22 protein-coding genes and 4 pseudogenes are annotated in these 25137 nt (G+C 58.3%); 15 read left to right on the forward strand and 11 right to left on the reverse strand.

The genetic code is table 11. From position 1 onward, the window contains the following. Nucleotides 1-76: 76 nt before the first annotated feature. Nucleotides 77-1741 (forward strand): HAL/PAL/TAL family ammonia-lyase, encoded by a 1665-nt coding sequence (locus G3A56_RS21755; protein ID WP_082185202.1) that lies wholly within the window; start codon nucleotides 77-79, stop codon nucleotides 1739-1741. 170 nt (nucleotides 1742-1911) lie between these two features. Here the strand turns inward: G3A56_RS21755 and G3A56_RS21760 are convergent. The 4 genes and pseudogenes from G3A56_RS21760 to G3A56_RS21775 all read right to left on the reverse strand — a co-directional run bounded on the left by G3A56_RS21760 (nucleotide 1912) and on the right by G3A56_RS21775 (nucleotide 7219). Continuing rightward, nucleotides 1912-3521 (reverse strand): annotated as a pseudogene (locus tag G3A56_RS21760) (ABC transporter ATP-binding protein). A 1-nt stretch (nucleotide 3522) separates the two neighbouring features. Next, nucleotides 3523-4653: an ABC transporter permease gene (locus G3A56_RS21765; RefSeq protein ID WP_082185201.1), complete on the reverse strand. Its 1131-nt coding sequence runs from the start codon at nucleotides 4651-4653 to the stop codon at nucleotides 3523-3525. Beyond that, complete coding sequence (gene oppB, locus G3A56_RS21770; RefSeq protein WP_003498068.1) at nucleotides 4646-5569, reverse strand: oligopeptide ABC transporter permease OppB; 924 nt, start codon at nucleotides 5567-5569, stop codon at nucleotides 4646-4648. The genes G3A56_RS21765 and oppB overlap by 8 nt, the downstream gene beginning before the upstream one ends. A 55-nt stretch (nucleotides 5570-5624) precedes the next feature. Then, nucleotides 5625-7219, reverse strand: a pseudogene (locus tag G3A56_RS21775) (peptide ABC transporter substrate-binding protein). A 486-nt stretch (nucleotides 7220-7705) separates the two neighbouring features. On the opposite strand from G3A56_RS21775, the gene G3A56_RS21780 reads away from it, so the two are divergent. After that, nucleotides 7706-8077, forward strand: coding sequence for a PepSY domain-containing protein (locus tag G3A56_RS21780; RefSeq protein WP_082185200.1), 372 nt, complete (start codon nucleotides 7706-7708; stop codon nucleotides 8075-8077). 193 nt (nucleotides 8078-8270) lie between these two features. Here G3A56_RS21780 and G3A56_RS21785 read toward each other — a convergent pair whose 3' ends face one another. Together G3A56_RS21785 and G3A56_RS21790 are read right to left on the reverse strand one after the other, a co-directional pair. After that, complete coding sequence (locus G3A56_RS21785) at nucleotides 8271-9056, reverse strand: COG4705 family protein (protein ID WP_003498073.1); 786 nt, start codon at nucleotides 9054-9056, stop codon at nucleotides 8271-8273. Between the two features lie 28 nt (nucleotides 9057-9084). Then, entirely contained in the window at nucleotides 9085-9348 is a 264-nt protein-coding gene (locus tag G3A56_RS21790) for a hypothetical protein (RefSeq protein WP_003498075.1), read from the reverse strand. Nucleotides 9349-9672: 324 nt separating this feature from the next. Here G3A56_RS21790 and G3A56_RS21795 point away from each other — a divergent pair, with 324 nt between their 5' ends. The 10 genes and pseudogenes from G3A56_RS21795 to G3A56_RS21840 all read left to right on the forward strand — a co-directional run bounded on the left by G3A56_RS21795 (nucleotide 9673) and on the right by G3A56_RS21840 (nucleotide 18472). Beyond that, complete coding sequence (locus tag G3A56_RS21795; protein ID WP_035242954.1) at nucleotides 9673-10050, forward strand: hypothetical protein; 378 nt, start codon at nucleotides 9673-9675, stop codon at nucleotides 10048-10050. A 150-nt stretch (nucleotides 10051-10200) separates the two neighbouring features. Further along, nucleotides 10201-10878 (forward strand): response regulator, encoded by a 678-nt coding sequence (locus tag G3A56_RS21800; protein ID WP_082185199.1) that lies wholly within the window; start codon nucleotides 10201-10203, stop codon nucleotides 10876-10878. Then, nucleotides 10865-12235 (forward strand): sensor histidine kinase, encoded by a 1371-nt coding sequence (locus G3A56_RS21805; RefSeq protein ID WP_082185198.1) that lies wholly within the window; start codon nucleotides 10865-10867, stop codon nucleotides 12233-12235. The genes G3A56_RS21800 and G3A56_RS21805 overlap by 14 nt, the downstream gene beginning before the upstream one ends. Before the next feature lie 338 nt (nucleotides 12236-12573). Beyond that, the gene (locus tag G3A56_RS21810) at nucleotides 12574-13389 is read left to right on the forward strand and encodes a DUF2189 domain-containing protein (protein ID WP_082185197.1); all 816 of its coding nucleotides are present in this window, start codon (nucleotides 12574-12576) and stop codon (nucleotides 13387-13389) included. A 102-nt stretch (nucleotides 13390-13491) separates the two neighbouring features. Further along, on the forward strand, nucleotides 13492-13878 hold the full coding sequence (locus G3A56_RS21815) for a c-type cytochrome (protein WP_082185196.1): 387 nt from the start codon (nucleotides 13492-13494) through the stop codon (nucleotides 13876-13878). Between the two features lie 167 nt (nucleotides 13879-14045). After that, nucleotides 14046-14861 (forward strand): cytochrome c oxidase subunit II, encoded by an 816-nt coding sequence (locus G3A56_RS21820; protein ID WP_082185195.1) that lies wholly within the window; start codon nucleotides 14046-14048, stop codon nucleotides 14859-14861. Between the two features lie 54 nt (nucleotides 14862-14915). Continuing rightward, nucleotides 14916-16693: pseudogene (locus tag G3A56_RS21825) on the forward strand (cbb3-type cytochrome c oxidase subunit I). Beyond that, complete coding sequence (locus G3A56_RS21830) at nucleotides 16690-17391, forward strand: cytochrome c oxidase subunit 3 (protein ID WP_082185193.1); 702 nt, start codon at nucleotides 16690-16692, stop codon at nucleotides 17389-17391. Before G3A56_RS21825 ends, G3A56_RS21830 begins: the two are co-directional and overlap by 4 nt. 12 nt (nucleotides 17392-17403) lie before the next feature. After that, nucleotides 17404-18126, forward strand: coding sequence for a heme-copper oxidase subunit III family protein (locus G3A56_RS21835; RefSeq protein ID WP_082185192.1), 723 nt, complete (start codon nucleotides 17404-17406; stop codon nucleotides 18124-18126). Between the two features lie 14 nt (nucleotides 18127-18140). Beyond that, nucleotides 18141-18472: pseudogene (locus G3A56_RS21840) on the forward strand (cytochrome C oxidase subunit IV family protein). Between the two features lie 45 nt (nucleotides 18473-18517). Here G3A56_RS21840 and G3A56_RS21845 read toward each other — a convergent pair. The 5 genes from G3A56_RS21845 to G3A56_RS21865 all read right to left on the reverse strand — a co-directional run bounded on the left by G3A56_RS21845 (nucleotide 18518) and on the right by G3A56_RS21865 (nucleotide 21505). Then, a complete protein-coding gene (locus tag G3A56_RS21845) occupies nucleotides 18518-19162 on the reverse strand; it encodes a cytochrome b (RefSeq protein ID WP_082185190.1) in 645 nt (214 codons plus the stop codon). 3 nt (nucleotides 19163-19165) lie between these two features. Continuing rightward, nucleotides 19166-19948, reverse strand: a complete 783-nt coding sequence (locus G3A56_RS21850; RefSeq protein WP_082185189.1) for an anti-sigma factor family protein — start codon at nucleotides 19946-19948, stop codon at nucleotides 19166-19168. After that, nucleotides 19945-20451 carry a sigma-70 family RNA polymerase sigma factor gene (locus G3A56_RS21855; RefSeq protein WP_082185188.1) on the reverse strand — a complete coding sequence of 169 codons (507 nt, stop codon included), beginning with the start codon at nucleotides 20449-20451 and terminating at the stop codon, nucleotides 19945-19947. The genes G3A56_RS21850 and G3A56_RS21855 overlap by 4 nt, the downstream gene beginning before the upstream one ends. Nucleotides 20452-20456: 5 nt before the next feature. Next, entirely contained in the window at nucleotides 20457-20846 is a 390-nt protein-coding gene (locus G3A56_RS21860; protein WP_082185187.1) for a COG4315 family predicted lipoprotein, read from the reverse strand. 92 nt (nucleotides 20847-20938) lie between these two features. Beyond that, nucleotides 20939-21505 carry a YceI family protein gene (locus G3A56_RS21865; protein WP_082185186.1) on the reverse strand — a complete coding sequence of 189 codons (567 nt, stop codon included), beginning with the start codon at nucleotides 21503-21505 and terminating at the stop codon, nucleotides 20939-20941. A gap of 307 nt (nucleotides 21506-21812) precedes the next feature. Here G3A56_RS21865 and G3A56_RS21870 point away from each other — a divergent pair, with 307 nt between their 5' ends. The 3 genes from G3A56_RS21870 to paaA all read left to right on the forward strand — a co-directional run bounded on the left by G3A56_RS21870 (nucleotide 21813) and on the right by paaA (nucleotide 25063). Further along, nucleotides 21813-22667 carry a PaaX family transcriptional regulator C-terminal domain-containing protein gene (locus G3A56_RS21870; RefSeq protein WP_246231405.1) on the forward strand — a complete coding sequence of 285 codons (855 nt, stop codon included), beginning with the start codon at nucleotides 21813-21815 and terminating at the stop codon, nucleotides 22665-22667. Nucleotides 22668-22828: 161 nt separating this feature from the next. Continuing rightward, entirely contained in the window at nucleotides 22829-24034 is a 1206-nt protein-coding gene (pcaF, locus tag G3A56_RS21875; protein WP_035227489.1) for a 3-oxoadipyl-CoA thiolase, read from the forward strand. Between the two features lie 24 nt (nucleotides 24035-24058). Next, the gene (gene paaA, locus G3A56_RS21880; RefSeq protein WP_035242963.1) at nucleotides 24059-25063 is read left to right on the forward strand and encodes a 1,2-phenylacetyl-CoA epoxidase subunit PaaA; all 1005 of its coding nucleotides are present in this window, start codon (nucleotides 24059-24061) and stop codon (nucleotides 25061-25063) included. The last annotated feature ends 74 nt before the right edge of the window (nucleotides 25064-25137 follow it).

Below are 25137 nucleotides of genomic sequence, written 5' to 3' on the forward strand. Positions count from 1 at the left end.
TCGAAGCGAAGCCGTTTCGACGCCGGACAGTGCTGCAAACATGACGGCATAATAATAACCAACACAAGGGAACATCATGTCTGTTAAAAACGGGACTATTCATCGCCTCTCCATTGTCACAGCTTTTGCGATCGCCGGGTTTGCTGCTTCAAACGCACGGGCGGAACATTGGTCCATCGACGGTCAAAACCTGACCGTGGAACAGGTCGTCGGCCTGGCGCGGGACGGCAACGCCAAAATTACTCTCACCGAGAGCGCGGGCAAACGGATCGCCGAAGGCTTCGATCTGGTGATGGAGGCCGCCCTGCAAGGTAAGGCGGTCTATGGCCTCACGGTCGGCGTTGGCTGGAACAAGGATCGCCCAGTTTTCGCGATGAAGGACGGCAAGCGCGTGCTGGACGACGATCTGCTGAAACTGTCACGTGCTTTCAATTCGACATCCCTGCGCGCGCATGGCGCAGGCGTGGGCGAGCCGATGGCGGTCGAGGCCGTGAGGGCGGGCATGGCGATCCGTCTAAACCAGATTGCAACCGGCCGAACCGGCGTTCAGAGTGCTGTCGCGGAAATGTATCGACATTTTCTGGAGCAGGGGATTACCCCGGTCGTTCCTTCACGCGGTTCTGTGGGCGAGGCGGATATCACCCTTGCCTCCCATATCGGTCTGGCGATGGTCGGCGAGGGGGAGGTCTTCATGAAAGGCAATCGCATTCCCGCAGCGCGTGCCTTGGCAGAGGCCGGCATCGCTCCGCTCGAACCGGTTGGCAAGGATTTCCTTTCGATCCTCAGCACGAATGCGCTGACCGCCGGGCAGGCTGCCCTGCTGGCGCACGACACGGCGGGTTATCTCCAAAAGGAAGCGGTAGTCTTTGGTTTGGCACTGGAAGGTTTTAACGGCAATGTCGCCCCTTTCCTCGCGGCGACGAACGAGTTGCGCCCCTTTGCCGAAAACACATCCGGGGCACTGATGGTTCGCTCTGCCCTTGACGGCAGCTATCTCTGGTCGCCCGCGAAGGATCGGGCGCTGCAGGACCCACTGTCTTATCGCACTATGGCCTATGTGCTTGGCGGAGCCGAAATTGCAACGCAGGATTTGACCAAGGCGCTGGAAATCCAGATCAATCACAGTGATGACAATCCGGGCGTGGTTGCGGGAGCCTCGGACGACAAGGCTTCCGGACAGGTCTCCCAGTATTTTATCGAGGGCGAAGTATCGGGAGCGATCTATCCGAGTGCGGGTTTTGAGATGTTGCCGGTGGCCTCGAGGGTTGAAACACTGAACACGGCACTGGTGCGTCTGTCGCAGGCCATTACGATGCAGACGATCCGCTTCGAAAACCCGGACATGACGCATCTTTCGCGGTTCCTTGCTGCTGAAACCAATCAAGGACATGCGTTTGGTGCGATCCAGAAGCCGCTCGTCGCGCTTCTCGCCGAAAACCAGCAGATCGGCGCGCAGGCTCCCGTCGGCTCGATTGCGATGGCAGGAAATATCGAGGATCTGGACAGCCACGCACCGCTTTCGGTCGCCAATCTCAGCCGAATTCTGGATAATCTTTACTGGATGTCCTCGATCCAGTTGCTACATGCGGCGCAAGCCGTTGATCTGCGCAAACCCGGGCAGTTGGGGGCGGGAACAAAAGCGCTGTTTGAAGATTATCGCCGCAATGTGCCCTTTGTGGCGGTGGACCGAATATATAGCAATGATTTCAGTACGGGTTATCGGTTTCTCAAGGCCCGTTGAGCGGTTGTTATATTGGTGTTGAACAGATGAGAGGACCGATGTCTTCGGTTCCGTTTCGCAAAGCAAAGACTTGATGCTTGCGGCACGGCCCGAAGACCTCGGCACCCTATTCGTCAGGAACGCTGTATGGGATGCGTGCTTCCGGTTGGTCTCGTCGGTATCGGACTAATCTATCGTGCCACCTCTGCCGAAAACGCGGATTTGATCAGTGTTTTGGTATATTCAGCCGTAGGCCTGTCGAATATCGCGTCCGTTTCTCCCTCCTCGACAATCTTCCCGTTTTTCATGACGATGACGTAATCCGAAATGGCCTTGATCACGGAAAGGTCGTGGCTGATGAAGATGTAGGAAAGGCCATGTGTCTTCTGCAAACCACGCAGCAGGTCGATAACTTGTCCCTGAACGGATCGGTCCAGCGCAGATGTGGGTTCGTCGAGAATGACGACATCCGGCTTGAGGATGATCGCGCGGGCAATTGCGATACGCTGACGTTGTCCGCCTGAAAACTCGTGCGGGTAGCGGTTGCGGGCAGCGGGGTCTAGGCCGACTTCTTTCAGAGCGGCGATTGCCCGCTCGTCTCGCTCTGCGCGGCTGAGCTGTGGCTCGTGCACAAAAAGGCCCTCAGTGATGATCTCTCCAACAGTCTGTCTTGGCGAAAGAGATCCATAGGGATCCTGAAACACAAGCTGCAGCTGCCGCCGCAAGGGCCTCATTGCCTTACGATCAAGTCCGGTGATTTCCGTCTTGCCGAAGAAAATCTGGCCTTTTGACGGTGCCAGGCGAAGAAGTGCACGACCGAGCGTGGATTTGCCTGATCCGGATTCACCGACGATGCCGATGGTCTGCCCTTGATGAAGGCTGACATTGACGCCGTCCACGGCGCGAAACTCCCGCGACTTCGACAGGAATCCGCCCGGAATCACATAATCAATCGTCACGTTCTGGCCAGCGAGAACGACCGGCTTCGCTTCACCGACAGGCGGCTTGTGCCCGCTGGGCTCGGCATCGAGAAGCATCTTGGTATAGTCCGCCTGCGGGCGTTCGAAGATGTCTTCCGTTGTACCGGCTTCAACGATCTCGCCGCGGCGCATTACCGCAACACGATCGGCAAAATGCCTGACCACACCCAGATCGTGCGTGATCAACACCACGGCCATGCCGAAGCGTCGCTGCAATGACTTCAGAAGATCGAGAATCTGCGCCTGGATTGTCACGTCGAGCGCGGTGGTTGGTTCATCCGCGATCAGAATATCGGGCTCGTTTGCCAGTGCCATGGCGATCATGACGCGCTGGCGCTGTCCCCGGAAAGCTCATGCGGATAGCTGTCGATGCGCCGCTCCGGCTCCGGAATCCCCACGAGCTTCAGAAGTTCGAGAACGCGTGCCCGCGCTTCCTTCTTGCTACCGCCCCGGTGGTGGACGATGGGTTCCGCGATCTGCGCGCCGATCCTGTAAAGCGGATCGAGCGAGGTCATCGGCTCCTGGAAAATCATGGTGATTTTCGCGCCACGAATAGTGTTCAGTTCGTTGACCGGCAGGTTTATCAACTCACGTCCACGATATTTGGCAGAACCCTGGATGACGCCGTTGGAGGAGAGCAGTCCCATGATGCCCATCATGGTCTGGCTTTTGCCGGAGCCGGATTCTCCGACAACGGCAAGCGTTTCCCCCTGTTTGACATCGAGATCGATGCCTTTGACGGCGTTCACCGTGCCGTCCGGCGTCGTGAAATCGACCTTGAGATTGCGGACAGTGAGGATGGTTTCAGATGTCGTATTCATGTCAACGATCCTTGGGATCGAGTGCATCACGCAACCCGTCGCCCACAAAATTGAGCGAGAACAGGGTCAGCACGAAGAAGATTGCCGGAAATATCAATAGCCACGGGGCTGATTGGATATTGTTCGCGCCTTCGGAAATCAGCGCTCCCCAACTCGTCAGTGGCGCCTGCACGCCAAGCCCGAGGAAGGAGAGGAAACTTTCCAGAAGAATGACTTTGGGTACGACAACCGTGACGAACACGACGACGGGGCCGATCGTATTCGGAATGATGTGGCGGCGGATGATCTGCCAGTCGGTCAGGCCCAAAGCCTGGGCCGCACCCACGAATTCCCGCCGTTTCAGGGCAAGTGTCTGGCCACGCACGATACGGGCCATATCCAGCCACTCCACCGCACCGATGACCAGGAAGATCAGGATGAAGCTGCGCCCGAAAAAGACCACGAGAACGACGACCAGGAAGACGAAGGGGAGCGAATAGAGGATTTCGACGAAACGCATCATCACATTGTCGACGCGCCCACCGATGTAGCCCGCCGTTGCGCCGTAAAGAACGCCGATGCCGAGCGAAACGAGACTGGCGAGAACGCCGACGGCGATGGAGATCTGACCGCCCAGCATGACGCGAGCCAGCATATCGCGACCGTTGGAATCCGTGCCGAAGAAGAAGTATTCGCGATTGACATCGCCTTCCAGCTTCAGCGTTCGACCATCATCTTCCGTTGCAACGACCTTCGTGTTTTCGAATTCGTTGGCGCGGTCGAAATACCGTGTCGTGCGCGGGTCGATCGGGTCGCTGGATGTGACGGTTGCCGTGAAGGTCTGGCCTTCGACGTAAAACTCCTTCAGCTCCACGCGGGCGCGGCCTGCCACACCTTCCATGACGCTCTGGAGATTGTTGACGTCCGGCCGCGGCTCAAGGCTTGGTGCGACGGAGACATAGGACGAAAACACCTGATCATAGGTGTGTGAAAGGAAATGCGGGCCGATAAACGAGAAAAGCGTGATCAGCACGAGCATGATGGAGCCAGCCATGGCGGCTTTGTTTCGTCTGAAACGCATGGCGGCAAGCTGGAACAGGCTTCGGCTTTTCACCGATGGTTGAGGGGCGATATTGCCGGAGATATCAGTCATGTCTGACCCTCGGATCGAGCAGGCCGTAGAGAATATCGACCACGAGATTGAACAGGATGACAAAAATGGCGATGAGAACGACCGTTCCCATGACCAGCGTGTAGTCACGATTGATGGCACCAAGAACGAAGTAGCGACCGACACCCGGGATAGTGAAGATCGTCTCGATGACCGCCGAACCCGTCAACAGAGCTGCGGCACAAGGCGCGAGATAGGAAACGACCGGCAGCATTGCCGCGCGCATGGCGTGAAACACCACCACGCTGCGGGCTGGAAGGCCATAAGCCCTGGCGGTGCGGATATGGTCCATCCGCAGCGCCTCGATCATTGCGCCGCGTGTCAGACGCGCGATGACGGCGAGCTGTGGCAAAGCGAGCGCGATCATCGGAAGAATGAGATATCGCAGCGATCCATCACCCCAGCTGCCGGCGGGCAGGAGCCCGAGCAACACGGCGAAGATCAGTGTGAGGACAGGCGCGACAACGAAGTTCGGTACGGTGATGCCGACGGTCGAGATGGACATGATCGAGAAATCGAAGGCGCTATTCTGCCTGAGTGCGGCAAAGGTGCCGGCAAGAACACCGCCGACCAGCGCCAGCAGAAGAGCATAACAACCGAGCTCCAGCGAATAAGGCAGACCCTTGCCGATCAATTGCGCGACGGTGTTGTCCTTGTAGATGTAGCTCGGGCCGAAATCGCCGGTGACGGCATTGCCGAGATAGATGAGGTACTGGCGCCACAATGGCTCATCCAGATGATAGGTTCTCATCAGGTTTTCCATGGTCTGCGGCGGCAGGGGGCGTTCGAGGTTGAACGGACCGCCCGGTGCAAAACGCATCAGGAAAAACGAAATCGTGACGACGATAAACAACGTCGGCACGGCGCTCGCCAAACGGCGCAGGATAAACGAGATCATGATTTTTCAGGCTCCCCGCATGGCACGGTGGTGTCAGCCACCGTGCCAGCACTGCTTATTCGGAAACGCTCAGGAAGCGGCTGAGGTGTTCGTTAGCAGCATTGTCTTCCCAACCCTTCACGCGGTTGGAAACCAGCCACAGGTCTGCCTGCGTCAGAAGCGGAGCGACCGGCTGTTCTTTCATGAGGATGGTTTCTGCCTCATGCAGCAGCTTGGAGCGAGCTGCCGGATCCTTTTCGTCATATGACTTCTGCATCAGCGCGTCATATTCGGCATTGTTGAACTTCGAATAGTTGAAGGTCTTGTTGGAGGATATGGAAAGGGCGAGGAAGTTTTCCGCATCCGCATAGTCGGCAACCCACCCGGCACGCGCCACGTTGAACTTGCCGCCTTCCTGGAGATAGCCATAGTGCGAGGCGACGTCGAGGTTCACCAGCGATACCTTCGCGCCAAAGGTGTTCTTCCACATATCCGCGATAGCCGTTGCGACGCGTTCGTGGTTCGGGTTGGTGTTGTAGCGGATTTCGATGGAAAGCGGCTTGCCGCCCTCACCGTAACCGGCTTCCTTCATCAGCTTGAGGGCCTCGTCTTCACGATCAAGCTGCGACAGCGTGGCAAAATCGGCTTTTGCGGGTTCACCGTAGGAGTCCATGCCCGGGGAACCATGGAATAGGCGGGAACCTGCGAACCGCTGTAGATTTCCTTGGCAAGGAAATCGCGGTCGACTGCCATGGACAGAGCCTGGCGGACACGGACATCGTCATACGGCGCTTCGCGTGTGTCGAAGGTGTAATAATAGGTCGCAAGCGTCGGCGAAACGTGAACCTGTTCGCCATAGGACTTGCGCAGACGGTCGATCTGGTCCGCGGAAAAATTATACGCGAGGTCCATTTCCTTGGCTTCGAAACGACGGACGGATGCGGCCTGATCATCGATCGGGTAGAAAATGACCTTGTCGATCTTGGTGTTCGATGCGTCCCAGAAGCTGGTGTTCTTGACGACCGTCAAGCTGTCATTGGGAACATGCGCTTCGAGCTTGTAAGCACCGTTCGAGACCATGACGCCCGGCTTTACGAAGTCGGTGCCGTTCTTTTCGTAACTTGCCTTCGAAATTGGCAGAGCCGCCTGGTGAGCGAGGAGCTCAACGAAGAAAGGTGTCGGGCGCTCAAGCGTGATCTCAAGGGTCTTGTCATCCACCGCCTTGACGCCAAGCTGGTCAACCGGCGTTTCGCCCTTGTTGATCTTTTCGGCGTTCTTGATCGGGTAGAGAATATTCGCATATTTGGCTGCGGTCTTCGGGTCTTCGACGCGCTGGTAGGAGAAAACAAAATCTCCAGCCGTTACCGGCGTGCCATCCGACCACTTTGCATCCGCACGCAGTTTGAACGTGTAAACGGTGCCATCCTCAGAAAGCGTCCAGCTTTCTGCCGTCCCGGGAATGATCTTGCCGGCGGCATCGTAAATGGTGAGACCTTCATAAAGGTCTTTCAGGATAAAAGCTTCGATGTTGATGGAGGTCTGCGCCTGATCGAGCGTCTGCGGTTCCCCGGCATTGCCACGATGCAGAACTGTTTCTGCAAATGCGGAACTGGCGCCAATCAGAAGCGATCCCACCAGCAGGGTGGCGCGAGTTGTTGCTGTTATCGACATTGTTTTCTCTCCCCGTGAGTATTTTGAGTCCACAAACAAGGCCAAATTGCTCCGAAGTGCAACCACAATAAATTGTGAGTTCATGCGCAACCATGACTTTCAGTTTGGCGGACGTGCCCGGCATCCCAAGCTTGAGTCGGCGGTTCCGGGGAAGTGCGGTTGCGGACGGGGAGACGGGCGCAATCGGCTCGTTCCAGACGATCATGATTGATCTCAATCAGTTAATTCGCAATCACCGTGCCCGCTCTGATCCGATCTGTCGTGCTTACAAAGGGAAGCCGCTTGCGTCGTGGCCATCCGTTCTGACCATCGCTGGCTATTGCCGATAGTGTCAAAAAACTCGTGGATTGACAGCCGATACCCCTGTTTCGGTCCTGCGCCATGCGCCCTTTACCGAAGTGTAAGTTCCGGCCGAGACCGTCGTAAGCTGGGGCGCTCATATTCCCGCCAGGTGCACCATTCCGGTTCGCCCGATTGGAGTAGATCATGACCAGATACAAATCCCTCGTCACGGCAATGGCTGCCATCATCGCCGTAGGTACCTTCGCGCCATTGACCGTCCTTCCTGCCGCGATGGCTGCTGAACACCAGAACGGGGCGGATGATTCCGCCGAATTTGCCAAGTTGAATGGCGCGAAACTTAACCTTGCGGACGCCATCGGCGCGGCCGAAAAGTCCATTGGTGGCAAGGCGGTCAACGCCGCACTCGACAACGAACAGGCTGATGCCGTTTTTGAAGTCGAACTGATGACGGCCGATGGATCGAAGAGCGTTTCGGTCGATGCGATGACTGGCAAGGTCAATCCGGTCGCGGATGATGCCAAGGGCGAGAACGGCGGCGAAAACGACGTTGAATAGTCGCCGGTGATATGACGGTATTCCACCTGAATTCAAAAAAAGCCTCCGCAAGAAATTGCGGAGGCCTTTTGTTGGGCGGCGTGTACCGTTCCCGGCCATGCACCGGTCATGGAAAAGGCCTCCTCGGTATTTCCGGGAAGGCCTTCCAAAAGTGTCGTCGCGGTTGAACGTAATGGCAGCGTACCAATCGTCGTTAATTTTGCTCACCCTGCAACGCCACCGGGCTCGGGGTCGGCTTGAGCGTCAGGTAGCAGACCAGAGCGATGATGACGGCGAGGAAGATGAAGCTGGTCACGATGGTGCCGAAACCGAGGCCGCCATAATCGACTGGCTGCGACAACAGGTCGCCGAAGGATGCGCCGAGCGGGCGGGTGAAGATATAGGCCAGCCAGAACGCCAGGATCGCATCCATCTTCAGGAAGTAATAGGCCGCCGCGATCGCGGCGATGACGGCCCCGAACAGGATACCGGTCGTCAGGTAGCCAAGTGCGAAAACCTCGGCCACAAGGTCGCCGGCGGCCGTTCCGAGCGCGAAGGTGAAAAGGATGGCGAGCCAGTAGAATCCTTCCCGGCGTGCCGTGAAGATTGAGTGGATCGACAGCGTCTTTTCCGCCCCGTACCAGATGGCAAAGGTTGCGGCCAGGGCCAGCGTGAAACCGATCGCGGTGGTTTCCAGTGCGACGCCGAAATTATCGACGAGGTTGTCCGTCACAAGCGTGCCGACAATGCTGATCAGAACCACCGCCGTCCAATAGACGCCCGGCACATAACGTTTCTGCGCAAACTGGAACCGGAGCGCGACAATGAGGATGGCCGTCATCAAAATGGAGGTGACCGTCAGGCCGAAACCCAGGTTGACCGCCAGATAGTCCGCAGCGGTTTCGCCCATGGTGACGGCCATGAGCTTGATGAGCCAGAATTCCACGGTGACTTCGGGAACCCGGTTTTCCGGAATGGAAGGGGAAGCGGTTTGTGTCATCGTCGTACTCCGATCAAACGTGGACGGGTTACTTGCCCATGACGGTCATGGCTTCTTTCAGGAAGCCGTCGGAACGGGCATCGTCATCGGCGTTGCAGCGTTCGACGGCTTTTGTTTCCAGCTCGTTGACCTTGGCCATGTCAGCTTCGCTCAGCGTTGCTTTTGCCTTGGCTGCACGCATGTCCTTCAGCATTTCCTCGCAGGGGACATTGGCTGCGTGCGCGCTGGAAACGGAAAGCGATACGCCGGCGATGCTGGTGAGGAGCGCAGTGGCGAAAAAGACTTTTTTCATTGGATCTATCCTTAAATGCTGGGCGTGATTGCCCGAATTCGGACCGTCGAGCCGTGACGGACGAACATTCTCTACCGGCGCGCCCATACGCTCGCTTTGCCGTAAGGATACGGTTTCGTAAGGTGAGCACGAACATGCCTCAGCCAACTTCGCAATTCGTGTCGGAATGCCGCATATGCTTGAGCAGGCGGCCCGTCTGCCGATGAAAAAGGCGCACCTCCACCGGAACTTACAAATCGGTAATCCCGGTGCGAAGCTGCGGTAAAATCGTGCATTCATGGTTGCCGGGTCGGACGAGAGGTCCGCACTCGAACGGAGACAACGATGAAAAAAATACTCCTAGTCGCTACACTCTTCATGGCGTTCGTCACGGTGACGAATTTCACGAATGCGGCGGTTGCGGCGACGATAGTCAGCGATCTCGGCGATCTGTCCACTTTCAAGACGATCGCCAAGGACACGCTGGCGCTTGTTGCCAAGGGTGATCTTGCCACGGCAAAAAAGCGGATAACGGATTTCGAAACCGCGTGGGATAAGAATGAGCCGACACTCTACCCGATGAACAAGACCGAATGGGGTGTCATCGATGACGCTGCGGATGCGGCAATTCGCTCTCTGCGCCGGAGCAATCCGGATGCGACCGAAGCGGAGCAGGCCGTTACCGGGCTGCTGAACGTGCTCGACGATCCCGTGGCGCACTAGAGGCGGCTGCTTGACACCCAATGAAGGTTCCGGCCCGCGCAACAGCCTTGGCCGGAGCGGCCGCTCCCCTGTGTCAGAGGGGCTGATCCGGTGAAGACCGGCGGCCCGTTTCCTGCTAATGAGACGCCTGACGGAACAAGCGAGATTTCAATGCGTATCCTTCTGATCGAGGATGATCGAAAAACCATCGAGTATATCGTCAGGGGCCTGACGGAGGCGGGGCATGTCTGCGATCCGATTGATGACGGGCGTGATGGCCTGTTCCAGGCGACCCGTGAAGCCTATGATGTTCTCATCGTCGACCGGATGCTGCCGGGTCTTGACGGTCTTTCAGTCGTCAAGGCAATCCGGGCGGCGCAGGTCAAGACGCCGGTGCTCTTCCTGACCTCCGTCGGCGGCGTCGACGATCGGGTGGAGGGGTTGGAAGCCGGCGGAGACGACTATCTCGTCAAGCCCTTCGCCTTTTCCGAACTGCTCGCGCGGGTCAATGCACTTGGCCGCCGCCCGCCGCCCCAAGAGCAGACGACGGTGCTGCGTGTGGCCGATCTCGAGATCGACCTGATCAGGCGGGTGGTGCGCAGGAGCGATCAGACCATCGACCTGCAGCCCCGCGAATTCACGTTGCTCGAAACATTAATGCGCGGCGAGGGCAGGGTGCTCACCCGAACCATGCTTCTGGAACGCGTCTGGGACTTTCATTTCGATCCGAAGACAAGCGTCGTCGAGACGCATATCAGCCGCCTGCGTGCCAAGATCGATAAGCCTTTCACGGTCCAGCTTCTCCATACGATCCGCAATATCGGTTATAGCCTGCATGCACCGCGCTAGGCTGTATCGCAGCACGCCCTTCCGGCTGGCGCTGGCCTTCGGCCTGCTGTTCATCCTCGGCTTCCTGATTTCCGGCTTCATCACCTATCAGTACCTGAAGCGGGAACTGATGGGTGCCTTGGATACATCCGTCACGGAAATGTATGCGGTTACCACATCGAACTATGCACCCAACGACATGGAAGACCTCGTCGCGGCGATCAAAGCCTATGGCAGGCACCCGACGTCGGACGAGCGGGTCTTTTCACTGGTTGATCCCAACGGTCGGCGCATCGCCGGCAACGCCACCGTTCCGCACCTTCCGGATGGTCTCGCGAGCATTACGGCTAGGGAAATCGGTCTGCCGGATGATACGGTCTTCCGTGTTGTCTCCGGGCCGGTCGGCCAGAACCGCCTGACTGTCGGACGCAGCCTCTCGGAAACCGATGATTTCGAGGATATCGCCCTTTTCAGTTTCGCCTGGGTGGCGGTGCTGACCATTGCCTTTGCCGCGGTGGGTGGGGTCATCCTGGCGAAGCGGGCACAGAGGCGCCTTGACGGTGTGGTCGAGACCATGGTGGATATTTCCAATGGCCGGATGCAGGCGCGCATTCCTTTGAGTGGCAGGCGCGATGATATTGATCTGCTGTCAATCCAGATCAACGACGCGCTGGAGCGCCTCTCTCGGCTGGTGGAGAGCATGCGCCAGGTCAGCGCCGACATCGCTCACGATCTCAAGACGCCGCTCAACCGCCTGAAGATGACGATCCAGGATGCCATGGGCCGCAACGAGCGTCTTGAGCCGATCGAGGATCTTCTCGCCGATGCGCTTGGCGAAAGCGACCAGATCAACGCCACTTTTGAGGCGTTGCTGCGAATTTCACAGATCGAGGCGGGTGGCCGCAAGGTTCGTTTCCGCCCTGTCGATCTTCTCGGCCTGATGAACGACATCGTGGAAATTTATGCCGATGTCGCCGAAGACAACGGCCAGTTCCTAAGTTTTGCCGCACCCTCGCCCGGTGTTTGGCTGGTATCCGGCGATCGCGAGCTGCTGATGCAGCTCCTCGTCAATCTCGTCGAGAATGCGATCAATCATTGCCGGCCGGGTACCCACATCGACCTTTCGCTTGCGGCCAACGGAAATAGACTGGTCGCGACCGTCCGTGACACGGGCCCGGGTATTCCGGAAGCCGAGCGCGACAAGGTCTTCCGCCGCCTCTACCGGCTCGACAAGAGCCGCTCGACACCCGGAAGCGGCCTCGGCCTCAGTCTCGTCCGCGCCATCGCCGACCTGCATGGCGTAGATATTACGCTGGCCGACAACCAGCCGGGACTGGTGGTCTCGCTTTCGATGGCGCGTGCAAATTCCAAGATCTAGCAAAAGCTACCTTCGAGGGCAGCTTTTCCGTTGTGGGAAGGTCAATGTCTAGCGGTTCGGGGGCGGGTGGCTGACGCAAATGCTGTTTTCAGGATGCGCTGCTCGACTAGCTGGCAAATCCGCCCTTCAGGTCCGCAGTCTTGTCCTGAGGTGTCCGCCTTGAAAATCGCCGCCAGTGACGACGGCCTGTAGCTAATTTTCCCAATTTAAAGAACAGGCGACAAAGGCGAGAAAATTTGATAGATTTAAAACAACCGGTTGCGGTTTGACGCATAGGTAAAAAGTCACCGCACGTCCTTACACCGCCAGCCGGATCATGGCGCAGGAGGAGAGATGCTATGACGGCATTCCATGTCATGGCCGGCGCGAGCGGCGGATTTGCACGCCCGGAAGTCCGGAAGATAGGTATTGCGGATCTTGTTGATGCTCTGAGGTTGGGGCTGGCGGATTTTCGGGAGAAACCGTCGCACTATGTCTTCATCTGTCTCATGTATCCGATAGCGGGTGTTTTTCTCGTCATGTGGAGTTCCGGCGCCAATCTATTGCCGCTGATTTATCCCCTGATGTCGGGCTTTGCGCTGATCGGCCCCATTGCGGCCATCGGTCTATATGAAATCAGTCGACGCCGCGAGCAGGGGCTGGATAGCTCCTGGCGTCACGCGCTGGAGGTTCGCCACTCTCCGGCGCTGCCGTCGATCCTCGCGGTCGGCTTTATGCTTTTTGCTCTTTTCATCGTCTGGCTGATTGTTGCGCAGCATATCTACACCACGACTTTCGAAGCGGTCGGTCCGGTCTCTTTCTCAACATTTCTGTCAGATGTTCTGACGACCTCGCAGGGCCTTTCCCTTATAATCTGGGGCAATCTGGCCGGTTTCGTTTTTGCGGTCATTGTGCTGGCGACAACTGTTGTGGCGTTTCCGCTGATGCTGGATCGGGATGTGGGTGCTGTCGCGGCCGTGGATGCGAGCATCCGCGCCACGCTTGCCAATCCGGTGCCGGTTGCACTTTGGGGCTTGATTGTCGCGGCGCTGCTCGTCGTCGGGACGATCCCGGTTTTCATCGGCCTTGCTGTGGTCATGCCTGTCCTCGGGCATTCGACCTGGCATCTGTATCGAAAACTGATCGTTCCCGTTTATCCAAATCGCATGCCCTGAATTCATAAAGGAAATCCAGCTTAAGATCATCCGTCCCGCCGTTGCGGCCCGCCTTGCGCGGGCAGTCTCGGCCGGGATGGCGATGGAGCGCGTGAGGATGTCATGTCGTATCGTTTTCCTGCCATCTGTCTGCTTTTCGCCATTACCCTTCCGCTTGAGGCGCACGCCCAGGAGGGTGACCCTGCCGCAGGCGCCACGGTCTTCAAAAAATGCGGCATTTGTCATGTCGTGGAAACGGACCAGAACAAGGTCGGCCCCTCGCTGAACGGCCTGTTTGGCAGAACCGCCGGCACGCATCCGAATTTCGCCTATTCCCAGGCGATGCAGGATGCCGGCAAGGCCGGGCTGGTGTGGAGCGAGACGTCGCTTCGCGACTATCTGCACGACCCCAAGGCGAAGGTGAAGGGCACGAAAATGGCCTTCGTCGGGCTGAAGGACGACACCGATATCACCAATCTGATCGCCTATCTGAAGCAATATTCCAAGTAGCGGGATGACGCGCGGAAGAGCCGGGGCGGATCGGGAGAATCGGGCCGATTGAGGGGCGAGCCGCTGTTGGCGCCGCAATTGCTCGCCATACCTGTTAATGAGATAATGCTAATACGTTTCGCGACAGGATTGTAGAAATTGTCGCGGCCGTGTCAGGGGAGGAGACGATGGCTGTCGTTGTGGTTCTCGTTCTGCTGGTAGTGGGGTCAATCGCTTTCCACCTGCTGAGCCCTTGGTGGTGGACGCCGATTGCCTCGAACTGGAGCTACATCGACAATACCATCATCATCACCTTCTGGATCACCGGCTTTGTTTTCTCGGCCGTCGTGTTGTTTGTCGCCTATTGCGTGTTCCGCTTCAGGCACCGCCCCGGAAACCGGGCGGCGTACCAGCCCGAAAACAAGCGTCTGGAATGGTGGCTGGCGGGTGGAACCGGGATCGGAGTGGCCGCGATGCTGCTGCCGGGCCTTTTCGTGTGGAAACAGTTCGTCACGGTGCCGGACGGCGCCAGCGAGGTGGAGATCGTCGGTCAGCAATGGCAATGGAGTTTCCGGTTGCCGGGAGCGGATGGACGGCTCGGACGGGCGGACACGCGCGCCATTACGTCGGACAATCCGCTTGGTTTGAACCGGAACGACCCGGCCGGAATGGACGACGTCATCGTTGAAGGCGGCGAGTTGCATCTGCCCGCCGGCAGGCCGGTGAAAATGCTGCTGCGCGCGATTGACGTGGTGCATGATTTCTACGTGCCGGAGTTCCGGGCCAAGATGGACATGATCCCCGGTTCGGTCACCTATTACTGGTTCACCCCGATACGGACGGGAACCTTTGAGGTTCTCTGCGCGGAACTGTGCGGCGTCGGCCACCCACAGATGCGCGGCACCGTCGTCGTTGATACCGAGGCTGACTATCAGGCCTGGCTGCAACAGCAGCCGACATTCGCGAAATCGCTGGCATTGGCGGAAAAGTCGGCGGCCCGATGAGCGCCATGTGTCGTTGAAGGGAAAGCAGCATCAGGGGAAGAGGGAGGATGGAATATGGTCGAGATTGGGTCCGGCGCCGGGCAGGTCATCCAGCCCGCTGAAGTTGATGATGTCGAGCTTTATCATCCGAAAAGCTGGTGGACGAAATATGTCTTCAGCCAGGATGCCAAGATCATCGCCATTCAGTACTTCCTGACTGCGACGGCAATCGGCATGGTGGCATTGGTTTTGTCCTGGCTGATGCGACTGCAACTCGGTTTTCCCGGCTATTTCTCCTTCATCGATGCGGAACATTATTATCAGTTCATCACCATGCACGGCATGATCATGGTGATCTATCTGCTCACCGCGCTGTTTCTCGGTGGTTTCGGCAATTATCTGATCCCCTTGATGCTCGGCGCGCGAGACATGGTCTTCCCCTATGCGAACATGCTGAGCTACTGGCTTTATCTGCTCGCCGTCCTCGTGCTGGTCGCCGGTTTTTTCGCGCCCGGCGGGCCAACGGGTGCAGGCTGGACGCTTTATCCGCCGCAGTCCCTGCTTTCGGGAACGCCTGGCGGGCGCGACTGGGGCATCATCCTGATGCTCTCGTCGCTCATCCTTTTCATCATCGGCTTCACGCTTGGCGGGCTGAACTACGTCGTCACGGTGCTGCAGGGGCGCACGCGCGGCATGACGCTGATGCGAATGCCCCTGACGATATGGGGCATATTCACGGCGACCGTCATGGCGCTGCTCGCCTTCCCGGCACTTTTCGTCGCCGCCGTCATGATGTTGTTCGACCGATTGCTCGGCACGAGCTTCTTCATGCCTTCCATTGTGGAGATGGGTGAGCAATTGAAGCAGGGGGCGGCAGTCCGATCCTGTTCCAGCATCTGTTCTGGTTCTTCGGTCATCCGGAAGTCTATATCGTCGCGCTTCCGGCCTTCGGCATCGTTTCTGATCTCATCAGCACCCATGCGCGCAAGAACATCTTCGGTTACCGGATGATGGTCTGGGCAATCGTCATCATCGCGGCGCTGAGCTTCGTCGTCTGGGCGCATCATATGTATGTCAGCGGCATGAATCCGAACTTCGGGTTCTTTTTCGCCACGACGACGCTGATTATCGCCGTGCCGACGGCGATCAAGGTCTATAATTGGGTGCTGACGCTCTGGCGCGGCGATATCCATCTGAATTTGCCGATGCTGTTTGCGCTCGCTTTCATCGTCACATTCGTCAACGGCGGATTGACCGGCCTCTTCCTCGGCAATGTCGTCGTCGATGTGCCGCTTTCGGATACCATGTTCGTCGTTGCCCATTTCCATATGGTGATGGGGGTTGCGCCGATCATGGTGATCTTCGGCGCGATCCACCACTGGTATCCGAAAGTCACCGGCCGCATGCTGAATGCGACTATGGGGCATATCCATTTCTGGATCACCTTTATCGGCGCCTATGCCATCTTCTTCCCCATGCATTATCTCGGCCTGATCGGTGTGCCGCGCCGTTATTACGAACTGGGTGAAACCGCTTTCATTCCACCTTCGGCGCATACGCTGAACATGTTCATCTCCGTCGCAGCACTTGTCGTCGGCGCTGCCCAGCTTCTGTTCCTGTTCAATCTCGCCTGGAGCCTGCGCTGGGGCAAGCAGGCCGGCGGCAATCCATGGCGGGCGACAACACTGGAGTGGCAGACCCCGCAAACGCCGCCGGTTCATGGAAACTGGGGCAGAGAATTGCCGGTCGTCTATCGCTGGCCATATGACTACAGCGTTCCCGGCGCGGCTGAGGACTTCCTGCCGCAAAACCAGCCGGCTGCGGCCGGGCCTTCCGAGAGGGCGTTGTCATGAGCGCCATTCTCATTTTCCTGGCCGGGATCGGCGGCATCATCGGCTGGTGGATGGCAAGGCAGAGACTGGCCTCCAAGCCTTGGCTGGAGGTAGGTCTGGCAGGCGATGCGCCGCAGATGCGCGGATCGTCGGAGACAAAAGCGAAACTCGGGCTCGGCATCTTCCTTGCCGTCGTCGGCGCGCTGTTCGCGCTGCTCATCAGCGCCTATCTCGGGCGCATGGGCGGTGCCGACTGGTGGGGTATCCCGATCCCCCGGTTGCTGTGGGTGAATACTGTGGCCCTTGCCACCAGCAGCGTAGCGCTGCAATGGGCGAAAACCGAAGCCCGCCTGGATCGCCGCGAAATGCTGGACGTAGCTCTTGCCGTGGCGTTTGTTGCGGCTGTTCTCTTTGTTGTCGGGCAGGTTCTGGCATGGCGGCAACTGGCGTCCGCGGGTTATGTGCTGGCGGATAACCCATCGAACAGCTTCTTCTACATGATCACCGGATTGCATGGCCTGCACATATTGGGCGGGCTTTTCGTGCTCGGGCGCACGGCAATCCGCGCCGGGATCGGCCCTGCGGCGAGAGTTCGCCTGAGCGTGGAGCTTTGCACCATCTACTGGCATTTCATGTTCGTCGTCTGGCTGATCCTTTTTGCAATTTTCGCCGGCTGGGCGAACAGTTTTGTCGATCTCTGCCGTCAATTGATCACCTGAGGAGTGCCGATCATGGCCGCATCCATGGAAAGACCTTTAAACGATCCACATCTGCCGCCAACGGGACTACGCGGCGTTGCCGCCGATCTGTCATCGGACCAGCGGGCGTTCAAGAACGTCTCCTGGGGCAAGGCGATGATGTGGCTCTTCATTCTGAGCGACACCTTCATTTTCGGCTGCTTTCTCCTGGCCTATATGACGGCGAGGATGTCGACCACTGTCGGCTGGCCCAATCCGAGCGAGGTTTTCGCTCTGACGATCGGTGGCAAGGATATTCCGCTGATCCTGATCGCCATCATGACCTTCGTCCTTATCAGCAGCAGCGGAACGATGGCCATGGCCGTCAATTTCGGATACCGCCGCGATCGGCGTAAAACCGCCGCGCTGATGGTGGTAACGGCCGCTCTCGGCGCGACGTTCGTCGGAATGCAGGTATTCGAATGGACGAAACTGATCGGGGAAGGCGTTCGCCCCTGGGAGAACCCCTTCGGTGCTGCGCAATTCGGTTCGTCTTTCTTCATGATCACGGGCTTTCACGGCACCCATGTCTCGATCGGGGTGGTGTTCCTTCTGATCATGGCGCGCAAGGTCTGGCGGGGAGATTTCGATCAGGAAAGACGGGGATTTTTCACCAGCCGGAAAGGCAACTACGAGATCGTCGAAATAATGGGGCTTTACTGGCACTTCGTCGATCTGGTGTGGGTATTCATCTTTGCATTCTTCTATCTGTGGTGAGTGAGGATGACATCATGGCGCAGCAACAGTCACAACAGGGACAGCAGCATCCGATAAGACTTTACATGGTGGTCTGGGGACTGCTTTTCGTCCTCAGTGCCTGCTCCTATCTCGTCGATTATCTCGGCATACAGAGCTATCCCAGATGGTCTCTGATCATCGCTTTTATGCTCCTGAAGGCGGGGCTGATCATTGCGATTTTCATGCACATGGCCTGGGAACGGCTGATCTTGATCTACGCCATCCTTCTTCCCCCGTGCTCGTGCTGGTTTTCACAGCTTTGATGGCGTCGGAATCCAATTACACGCTCCTTGCGCGAGAGACTTTTCTCGGAGGCGGGTCATAGGGCACTGGCAGGTGCAAATATCAATCACAGACGCTTAACTGCCATCTATTTTCGAGTGGAGGATGCTCCCCTCTCGTTATCTGCGGGTGCCAGATAAGGGATCATGCGCCGAAGGGTCGGGTCTCTTCGGATGAAATGGTGCCACAATGCCGCTATCACATGAAAAAAGACGATAATTGCTGCGAGATAGGCCAGAGTAGCGTGAACCTCCGTCCAGAAGGCTTCGGCCTGGTCCGAGATCGCCATGGGCAGCGCTGGCACGACGATGAGATCGAAGACATAGCTGGGGATCTGCAGAGGAGATGTCGACGCGACTGCCCAACCGGCAAGCGGAACGGCAAGGGTAAGAAACAGCAGCGCAGCATGAGCGGCCCGCGCGGCCAGCCGGGAAACGAGACCTTCACCATCGAGTGCCCTCGGCCTCCTGCTGAAAAGCGACCATAGCAAACGGGGCACGGCCAAGGTCAGCACCAGAAACCCTATCGATTTGTGATATTGAAAAAGGTCGAACTGGAGCACCGGGTCGATGTTGTCGCGGCTCATCCAATATCCCAGCCCAAGCTGCGCGAGGAAAAGGACCGCGATCGCCCAGTGGAAAGCGATCGTCACCAGTCCAAAGGAAGCGGCCGTATTTCGCCACCTCCGTTCAGCCGCCGGTGCGCCATCGAAATGCTCCTGAAAATGTTGCATCGGTCAACTCAGCTGTTGATAGGTGTCTTTGGCGATGGCGTCCATGCGGTCGCCCGGCAGGTTGCCGACCAGAGCGCAGCGGATCGTTTCATCGTCCCAGGATACGGTTTCGAGCGAGCCGAAACTGGAGCGCCGCATGGCGGTGTCGCTCGAGTCAGTCGCGGCCACGATATAAAGAGTGAGGCGCTGTCCACTTTTGTCTTCGTACATCAGTTGAGCTGCGGCTCCTTGCGAGCTCGGAAGTATCCGTCCGCCGAGAAGGGACAGACCGTGGCGGGTGAGGTCCGGGATATTCAGTTTGCGGTCCAGCCGTTTCGACAGCCATTTTGGCAGACTGGAAGCGTTCTCGGCATCGGCGCGAAGCTCCACCGGATGGAGAATATCGCTCGCGAACAATTTATGTGCCTGCGTCGCATCCGCCACGATGGAATGGGCAGGCTCCGCGACCTGTGAGAGAAGCCCGCGCGCAAACCAGCCGCCCGTCAGTCCAACAGCCAGGATAAGGATGGAAGCCGCCGCCATGTTGCGCCAGTCGGCCCGCTTTGATCGCAAGCGCCGCTCCATCCGATAGACATCGAGGCGCGCGGGCAAGACATCGACATCAACAGGGTTATAGAGAGCTGCCAGCGTGGCATTTTGCTGCTGCCACATCTCGACCTTGCGTGCATCGACCGGATTGGAGGCAAGATGGGCACGAACGGCGTCACGCCGCTGCTCGTCCTCAAGCTGCCCGTCGACATAAGAGATCAGATCGGTTTCGGTTATCCGAGGCTGGCTGCCAGTCATTTTATCACCTTGAGATTTGGCTGGTCTTCCTGTGTCATTCGGGCCAAGGCTGTCCGGGCTCGCCCCAGACGGGACATCAGGGTACCCAGCGGAATTTCAAGAACCTTTGCCGCTTCCGCATAACTCAGACCCTCGATGACGACGAGGAGGAGTGCTTCGCGGTGTTCGCCGGACAGGTTTTCAATAGCGCGGGCCATTTCGGCAAGCGCTATCCGGCCTGTCTGCGCGGCCGGCACAAACAGCTGTTCCGCGACATCGTCAATCGGGATTTGCAGCGGCCGTCGATTTCGGCCGCGCAGATTGTTGCGGTAGACATTGACAAGCACCCGGTACAGCCATGGACGCAACGGACCCTGCGGCCGCCACAACGCCTTTTTACGGATAGCCCTTTCCAGACAGTCCTGAACGAGATCGTCAGCGGTGTCGCGATCGTGCGTGAGCGCGTTCGCATAACGTCGAAGCGCTGGTATGCAACTCGTCATCTCGTCCAGAAAATCCGGCATGAGTGCTATTCCTTGGCAACGTGCCAGACACCGCCGACACCATCGCCTGTGACGTCTCCGGGCTTCTTGTCCATCTGCCAGCGATAGAGCGGCTTTCCGTCATGCGACCATTGCATCGTCCCGTCCTTGCGGGCGATTGGTTTGTAGTCGCCATCCGCCTTATCGGTTTTCGATGCGGCGAGCGGCGGCCATTTCTTCGCACAGGCATCATAGCAGGCCGACGAACCATCGGCATCCTTGTCGAAGGTATAAAGGGTCATGCCTTTGGCGTCAGTCAGGATTGTGCCCTTGGCCGTTGCCGTTTCAACCACGGCGCCACCGGCGTAGGGTTCGGCAAGGGCAACGGTGGAGATGAGCGCCAGAGTGCCGACCAGAACGAAATGATCTACACGCATGAGATAGTCCTTTGAGAATAACGGATCGGACACCATGTCCGATACTGGACAAAACACCGGCCAGCGGCACTTAATCCCGGTCCCGCTGGTTTTTATCTGACGCCCTTCAAATCTATGTCGAACGCAACCGTATTCGAATAGAGCGGAACGCCGACACCCATTCCATAGGGCATCCGGGGGACATTGCCTGTGACATGGAAGATGACCGATCCCTTTTGCTGTTCGACGAATGTTGCGTGGAAGGTTTCGGATCTGGATACGCCTCTGGCCGTCAGAACACCCTCGACCACCGCGCTGCGCGGCCCGTCCTGGGTAACGCGGCTGGAGCGAAACACGATTTGCGGATAGGCGGCGATGTTGAAAACCGCGCTGGATCGCAGGAAATTTTCCACCCGTTCCTGTCCTGTCCGGACGCTGGAAGGGTTCAATTTGATTTCCACGAAGGATCTGGAAGGCTGGTCCGGGTCGATGTCGAAGCGGCCGGATATATCGGGAATTGTGCCGTTAATTCCCGGGCCGGCAACCTGCGCAATTGAAAACCATATGTGGGATGCGGGATCGATCCGATAATGTCCGGCAGCGGCGGAGAACGGACTGGCAGACACTGGCGTATAAGCAAGTGTCACAATCAGGAATATGATGGAGCAGGGGGATTTCACGGCGCTACCTCCTTATACGTACGTCGTCGTACCCAGGAGAACACCGCAGGAAACTATTTAATCCAGAATAGTTCTGGCAAACGACCAAAATCCCTACCCCATATGACATTCGTTAAGACGCGCTGGCATGCCAGTGGTCTAAACTCCGGGGCTCTCTGCCCGATAGTCTCCGATTGGAAAGATTGCCGCCAGCATCCGAGTTGCCTTATCCATCGATGTCATGCATGCAGGTGAGCGACCGCGCAGCTTTTCGTCCTGATTCATCCACGACAGGGGAAAGCCCGCATAAAAGGTGGATCACGAGGACATGTCGCTAAGCCTTCTCTTGGGTAATGCTTCGCTCAGAGCTGCGAGCTTCATCGTCACGATTTACGGTGATGTCGTCGAGCCGAGGGGCGGCGCGATCTGGGTCGGTAACCTGATCGAAACCTGCGCGGAAGTCGGCATCAGCGAGACTTTGGTGCGCACGGCAGCGTCAAGGCTGGTTTCCGCCGGTCAGTTGATCGGCGAGCGGCAGGGGCGTCGCAGCTATTACCGTCTTACCGAGGTAGCGCAGACTGATTTTGCGGCGGCCGCGCGTCTGCTTTTCGGCACTGCCGATCAGCCCGTCTGGCGTTTCGTGTACCTCGGGGGACCTGCCTTCGAGGCCGATGCGCGGGCTTTGGAACAGGCTGGATACACCAGGCTTGGTTCCCGCCTGTCAATTGGAGCACGGCCGCTTCCGCCCCTGTCCGCCGGAGCCGTCACCTTCAATGCCGAGGTTGCCGGTACCCCCTCAGGTCTCAAGGAACTGGCAAACGAGCACTGGAATTTAACGAGCTACGACACGGCTTATCGCGAATTCCTTGAACGGTACGGTAAATTTTCCGAGGCGCTGGAAGGGGGAGCGACACTCAGCCCGATAGAGCATCTGGCCGCCCGCCTTCTTCTTGTGCATGAATACCGGATGATTGTCCTGCACGACCCGCGGCTTCCGGCGACCGCGCTACCGGATGATTGGCCTCATGCCGAAGTACGGCGCCTTTTTGCCCGGCTCTATGTCCGCCTGTCAAAAAAGGCGGACGACTTCATTGCGCGGAGATTTTTGACGGAGGACGGCCCTCTGCCAGCCGAGACGGCTGCCACCAGGCATCGACTAGACGGTCTCCTCGCCATCATGTGAGTCCTGTTTTTTGCGAGCGCAAGCGTGCGAACAAAATCGCAGAATTTCTAATGTCACAAGAATCTGCAAAAATCGTATTGAACTGTGACATAAGGAATGGTATTAACTAACCGATCGGTCGGCTAATGGCCCGCCGGGCTGAGGAGGACGAGGAGGAATTCGTGCCTGAAGCATTTATCTGCGACGCTGTTCGCACTCCGATTGGACGATATGCGGGTCTGTTGGCCTCTGTGCGTGCCGACGATCTTGCCGCAGTTCCGCTCGCAGCACTGATGGCGCGTAATCCGCAGGTTGACTGGTCGAAGGTCGATGACCTGATTTATGGATGCGCCAATCAGGCCGGCGAAGACAATCGCAATGTTGCGCGCATGGCGGCCCTTCTATCGGGCATGCCTGTCTCCGTCCCCGGCACGACCGTAAACCGCCTCTGTGGTTCCGGCATGGATGCCGTTGGCATGGCCGCCCGGGCCATTCGTGCCGGTGACTGCGATTTCGTCATTGCCGGTGGCACCGAAAGCATGAGCCGCGCCCCATTTGTCATGCCCAAGGCGGAGAGCGCCTTTTCGCGGGCCAATGCCGTATACGACACGACAATCGGATGGCGCTTTATCAATCCGAAGATGAAAAAGGCTTTTGGCGTCGATTCCATGCCGGAAACGGCCGACAATGTCGCCGCCGATTATGGGGTTAGCCGTGAGGATCAGGATGCTTTTGCTGCGCGCAGCCAGGCGCGGTGGGCCGCGGCATACGAGGCCGGTGTCTTTGCCGATGAGATAGCCCCCGTTTCCGTGCCGCAGAAGAAGGGCGACCCGATCATCGTTGATCGGGACGAGCATCCGCGACCCGGAACGACGGCCGAGCAGCTGGCCAAACTCAAGGGGGTCAACGGACCGGACCTTTCCGTCACCGCCGGCAATGCTTCAGGTGTCAATGATGGCGCTGCCGCGCTGTTGATCGCGAGCGAGATGACGGCCAGGGCACAAGGCTTGACGCCGAAGGCCCGCATCGTGGCCATGGCCGCCGCCGGCGTCGAGCCCCGCATCATGGGCATTGGCCCTGCGCCTGCCGCGCGCCGCGTGCTGGAACGTGCTAAACTGTCCATCGGCCAGATGGATGTCATCGAACTGAACGAGGCCTTTGCCTCGCAGGCGCTCGCCACGTTGCGTGACCTCGGTCTGCCCGACGATGCGGCGCATGTGAACCCGAATGGTGGCGCGATCGCCATGGGCCATCCGCTCGGCATGAGCGGCGCCCGTCTCGTCACCACCGCCGCCTACCAGCTTCATCGTCAGGGCGGCCGCTATGCGCTGTGTACGATGTGCATCGGTGTCGGCCAGGGCATCGCACTCATTCTCGAACGTGTCTGACACGATAAAACAGGAGGAATGGCCATGTATGCACAGATGGTGAAAACCGACGCCGCCCACGTCCGCAGCCTCGATGAAATGGACCCGGTCGAGCGCGCCTTCCAGGAGCGCATCGACGCCGGCCAGAAGATCGAACCGAAGGAATGGATGCCGGAAGGTTACCGCAAGACGCTGGTGCGCCAGATAAGCCAGCATGCCCATTCCGAGATTGTCGGCCAGCTGCCGGAAGGCAACTGGATCACCCGCGCACCGACACTGGAGCGCAAGGCGATCCTGCTGGCCAAGGTGCAGGACGAAGCCGGTCACGGTCTCTATCTCTATTGCGCCGCCGAAACCCTCGGTATCAGCCGTGACGAAATGTACGAGCAGCTGCATTCCGGCAAGGCCAAATACTCCTCTATCTTCAACTATCCGACGCTGAGCTGGGCCGATATCGGTGCGGTCGGCTGGCTGGTCGATGGCGCGGCGATCATGAATCAGGTGCCGCTGCAGCGCTGTTCCTACGGGCCTTATGCCCGCGCGATGGTCCGCATCTGCAAGGAAGAAAGCTTCCATCAGCGCCAGGGTTTCGACATCCTGATGAAAATGGTGAAGGGCACCCCGGCACAGAAGGCGCTGGTTCAGGATGCGCTGAACCGCTGGTGGTGGCCGTCGTTGATGATGTTTGGTCCTTCCGACGACGCTTCCGTGCATTCGGCCCAGTCGATGGCGTGGAAGATCAAGCAGAATTCGAATGACGAGCTGCGCCAGAAATTTGTCGATCAGACCGTGCCGCAGGCAACCTATCTCGGTCTGACCGTCCCCGACCCGGACCTTAAGTGGAACGAGGAAAAGGGCGGCTACGATTTCGGCGAGCCGGACTGGAGCGAATTCTTCGCGGTGATCGCCGGCAATGGCCCCTGCAATGCCGAGCGTCTCAATGCCCGCAAAAAGGCCTGGGACGATGGCGAGTGGTTCCGTGACGGTCTCGTCGCCCATGCAGAAAAGGTGCAGTCGCGCCGGCAGGCCGCCCGCATCGCCGCCGAATAGGTGTGTTCCGGATCGCGCTTGCGGTCCCTTGGTCCCAATCGCAGTCAATACGCTCTCACCGCGGTCCGCCGCTG

This window comes from Rhizobium oryzihabitans (assembly GCF_010669145.1).
GTDB lineage: Bacteria > Pseudomonadota > Alphaproteobacteria > Rhizobiales > Rhizobiaceae > Agrobacterium > Agrobacterium oryzihabitans.

Coding starts and splice junctions, on each gene's coding strand:
- G3A56_RS21755 (WP_082185202.1), top strand. CDS start 77: ATGTCTGTTAAAAACGGGACTATTCATCGCCTCTCCATTGTCACAGCT.
- G3A56_RS21765 (WP_082185201.1), bottom strand. CDS start 4,653: ATGACTGATATCTCCGGCAATATCGCCCCTCAACCATCGGTGAAAAGC.
- oppB (WP_003498068.1), bottom strand. CDS start 5,569: ATGATCTCGTTTATCCTGCGCCGTTTGGCGAGCGCCGTGCCGACGTTG.
- G3A56_RS21780 (WP_082185200.1), top strand. CDS start 7,706: ATGACCAGATACAAATCCCTCGTCACGGCAATGGCTGCCATCATCGCC.
- G3A56_RS21785 (WP_003498073.1), bottom strand. CDS start 9,056: ATGACACAAACCGCTTCCCCTTCCATTCCGGAAAACCGGGTTCCCGAA.
- G3A56_RS21790 (WP_003498075.1), bottom strand. CDS start 9,348: ATGAAAAAAGTCTTTTTCGCCACTGCGCTCCTCACCAGCATCGCCGGC.
- G3A56_RS21795 (WP_035242954.1), top strand. CDS start 9,673: ATGAAAAAAATACTCCTAGTCGCTACACTCTTCATGGCGTTCGTCACG.
- G3A56_RS21800 (WP_082185199.1), top strand. CDS start 10,201: ATGCGTATCCTTCTGATCGAGGATGATCGAAAAACCATCGAGTATATC.
- G3A56_RS21805 (WP_082185198.1), top strand. CDS start 10,865: ATGCACCGCGCTAGGCTGTATCGCAGCACGCCCTTCCGGCTGGCGCTG.
- G3A56_RS21810 (WP_082185197.1), top strand. CDS start 12,574: ATGACGGCATTCCATGTCATGGCCGGCGCGAGCGGCGGATTTGCACGC.
- G3A56_RS21815 (WP_082185196.1), top strand. CDS start 13,492: ATGTCGTATCGTTTTCCTGCCATCTGTCTGCTTTTCGCCATTACCCTT.
- G3A56_RS21820 (WP_082185195.1), top strand. CDS start 14,046: ATGGCTGTCGTTGTGGTTCTCGTTCTGCTGGTAGTGGGGTCAATCGCT.
- G3A56_RS21830 (WP_082185193.1), top strand. CDS start 16,690: ATGAGCGCCATTCTCATTTTCCTGGCCGGGATCGGCGGCATCATCGGC.
- G3A56_RS21835 (WP_082185192.1), top strand. CDS start 17,404: ATGGCCGCATCCATGGAAAGACCTTTAAACGATCCACATCTGCCGCCA.
- G3A56_RS21845 (WP_082185190.1), bottom strand. CDS start 19,162: ATGCAACATTTTCAGGAGCATTTCGATGGCGCACCGGCGGCTGAACGG.
- G3A56_RS21850 (WP_082185189.1), bottom strand. CDS start 19,948: ATGACTGGCAGCCAGCCTCGGATAACCGAAACCGATCTGATCTCTTAT.
- G3A56_RS21855 (WP_082185188.1), bottom strand. CDS start 20,451: ATGCCGGATTTTCTGGACGAGATGACGAGTTGCATACCAGCGCTTCGA.
- G3A56_RS21860 (WP_082185187.1), bottom strand. CDS start 20,846: ATGCGTGTAGATCATTTCGTTCTGGTCGGCACTCTGGCGCTCATCTCC.
- G3A56_RS21870 (WP_246231405.1), top strand. CDS start 21,813: ATGTCGCTAAGCCTTCTCTTGGGTAATGCTTCGCTCAGAGCTGCGAGC.
- paaA (WP_035242963.1), top strand. CDS start 24,059: ATGTATGCACAGATGGTGAAAACCGACGCCGCCCACGTCCGCAGCCTC.